The 3319-nt window shown below is 74.3% G+C and carries 1 protein-coding gene; it reads left to right on the top strand.

Going from position 1 to position 3319, the window contains the following annotated elements:
- On the top strand, positions 1 to 3319 hold a 3319-nt coding region (locus GT042_RS31575), incomplete at both ends, for a beta-ketoacyl synthase N-terminal-like domain-containing protein (protein ID WP_161312116.1).

Genomic DNA, 3319 nt, shown 5'->3' with positions numbered 1-3319 from the left:
CGGCGGCCCGTCCGCGACGGCCACCGTCACCACCGGCCGTGCCGGACCGGCCGAGGCCGCCGAGCGGGACGTCGACTCCTACCTGCGCGGCAGTACGTACGACGTCCGACGCGTCGCGACCGCTCTGCGACAGCTCGGTACGACCGCCGCACGGATGCTCGACGCGGATCTGCGCGGCCGTCTGGGCGGCGACCCGCTCGCCCCGGGGGCGCTGGGGTCGCTGGCCGCGGACCCGTCGTACGAGCGGCTGACCGGCGTCATCGAGGGCGTGCTGCGCCGGGGCCGGGCGGCCGGCGGGGGCCCGTACGTGCCGGGAGAGCTGGACAGCCTGCTCGCCCGGTACCCCGAACTCTCCGCCCACGTACGGCTGGTCGGCGTGTGCCTGCCCGCCCTGCCCGACGTGCTGGCCGGCCGTGTCGACCCGCTGGAGCTGTACTTCTCCGGCGACAACCCGAGCGTGCTCGCCGACATCTACCGAGGCAACGCCGTCGCCGACCACTACAACGAACTGGTCGCCCGCACCGTGTACGGGTTCGCCGCCGCACGCCTGGCCGCCGAGCCGGGACGGCCCGTGCGGATCGTCGAGGTCGGAGCGGGCACCGGCGGGACCAGTGACCGGGTCCTGCGGCTCCTGGCGGCACTCGGCCCGGACGCCCGCCTGATCGACTACCGGTACACCGACGTCTCGTCGTCCTTCTTCCGCGCCGCCGAGCGGGAGTTCGGCGGCCACGGCGTCCCGCTGCGCTTCGACGTGCTCGACCTGGAGAAGGAACCCTCGGCGCAGGGATTCGGGCCCGGCTCGGCCGACCTGGTCCTCGCCGCCAACGTCGTGCACGCCACCCGGCGGATCTCCCGCAGCCTCGACCGGCTCCGTACGGTGCTGGCCGAGGACGGCCTGCTGGTCCTCAACGAGGTCACCTGCAACCTCGACTACCTCGCCCTCATGTTCGGCATGATTCCCGGCTGGTGGGCGTTCGAGGAACCCGCCGAGCGCCTGCCCGGCGCACCGCTGCTGGACGTACCGCGCTGGCGGCAGGCGCTTGAGGCGGCCGGCTTCACCGGAGTCCGTCCGGTCGGGGCGGCCGGACTCGACGAGAGCGAGCTGGACCAGTCGGTGCTGCTCGCCGGGGTCGCTGCCCCGCCGCGCACGCCGGGCTCCGCCGAATCCGGCGCCGGGGTCACGGCCGCCGCACCCCTGCCCCGTCCCGGGACCGGTCCCGCGGACTCCCTGACCGCCCATCTCAGCGGGATCTTCGCGGAGTTCCTCCGGCTGGCCGTCACGGACATCGACCCCACCGCGACCTTCGACCGGTACGGTCTGGACTCGCTCGGGGCGATCCAGCTGGTCCGCACGCTGGAGAAGGACTTCGGGAGGCTGCCGAAGGTGCTGCTCTACGAGCGCACCACACTCGACGCCGTCGCCGACTACCTTCGCGAGCACGCCCCCGAGGCCTGCGCCCGCTTCACCGTCACTCCGACGCCCACGCCGGGACCGGTACCGCTGCCCGGAGAGCGCGCGGCGACCGTCGATGATCCGGTCGTCATCGTCGGACTCTCGGTCAGGTTCCCCGGCTCGCCGGACGCGGACGCGCTCTGGCGCAACCTGTACGACGGCGCCGACCTGGTCACCGAGATCCCCGCCGAACGGTTCGACTGGCGGCGCATCCACGGGGACCCGGTCCGCACCCCCGGGCGGACCAACAGCAAGTGGGGCGCTTTCGTCGACGGCGTGGGCGAGTTCGACGCGGGCTTCTTCGGGATCTCGCCGCTGGAAGCCGACCTGATGGACCCCCAGCAGCGGCTCTTCCTCCAGGCCGCCTGGGCGGCGGTGGAGGACGCGGGCCACCGGCCCTCGGAACTCAGGGGCACCCGGACCGGGGTGTTCGTGGGCGCCACCTCGCACGACTACGACGGCCACCTCACGGCGATCGGCAGGGACCGTGAGGCGCACTCGAGCAGCGGACTCGCGCACTGCATCATCGCCAACCGGGTCTCGTACCTGATGGACCTGCGGGGACCCAGCCAGTCCGTCGACACCGCGTGCTCCAGTTCGCTGTTCGCCCTGCACGCGGCCGTCCGGGCCATCCGCGACGGCGACTGCGACCAGGCCGTCGCGGGCGGCGTGCACCTGGTGCTCACCGAACCCCTGTACGTGGCGCTCGGCCAGACCGGCATGCTCTCGCCCACCGGGCGCTGCCGCACCTTCGACGAGTCCGCCGACGGGTTCGTACGGGGCGAGGGCGTCGCCGCCGTGCTGCTCAAGCCGCTCAGCCGCGCCCTCGCGGACGGCGACACCGTGCACGCGGTCGTCCGCGGAACGGGCACCGGACACGGCGGGCACGTACAGTCCCTGACCGTACCCAGCCCGTCCGCCCAGGCCGACCTGATCTCCTCGGTGTTCCGCCGGGCGGGAGTCGACCCGCGCACGGTCACCTACGTCGAGGCACACGGCACCGGCACGGTGGTCGGCGATCCGATCGAGGTACGCGGTCTGCGGCTCGCCTTCGCCGAACTTACCGGAGAACAGGGCGACGTGCCGGCTCCCTGGTGCGGCCTGGGCACCATCAAGTCCAACATGGGCCATCTGGAGGCGGCGGCCGGCATCGCGGGCCTGGTGAAGGTCGTGCTCGCGATGCGGCACGGCGTGCTGCCCGCCAGCATCCACTACCAGCGGCCCAACCCCCTGCTGGAGCTGGAGGGCAGCCCGTTCCACGTCGTCGGCGCCACCCGCGAGTGGCAGCGGCTGACGGACCCCGCCGGGCGGGAGATCCCGCGCCGGGCCGGCATCAGCTCGATGGGCTTCGGCGGCGGCAACGCCCACGTCCTGCTGGAGGAACCGCCGGGCCGGGAGGCCGCCACACCGGTGGCCGGCGGCCCGCGGCTCGTACTGCTCTCCGCACGCGACGAGGACCGGCTGCGGGCCGCCGCGCGGCGGCTGCTCGACCACCTGTCCGCCCATCAGGTCCCCCTGCCCGACCTGGCGTTCACGCTCGGGGAGGGCCGGGACGCGATGGCCGCGCGGCTCGCTCTGGTCGCCTCCGACCAGGACGGCATCCGGGAACAGCTCGACGCCTTCCTGGAAGGGCGGCCCGGCCATTACACGGTCGGCACCGCGGGACCACCCGCGCCGTGGCCCGGGGGCGCCCTGCCCGAGAACCTGCTGGACCGCGGCCGTGCCTGGGCGGCGGGGGCAGACATTCCCTGGTCCGTGCTCGGCGGCCCGCGCGGGAGCGCCCGCCGGGTGTCCCTGCCGGCCTACCCGTTCGCACCCGAATGGCACTGGGCGCACGGGCCGGCGACGGAGGAGCCCGGCCCGGCC

This window comes from Streptomyces sp. SID3212 (assembly GCF_009865405.1).
Taxonomy (GTDB): Bacteria; Actinomycetota; Actinomycetes; order Streptomycetales; family Streptomycetaceae; genus Streptomyces.
This window is presented reverse-complemented; position numbering and strand designations above follow the sequence as displayed.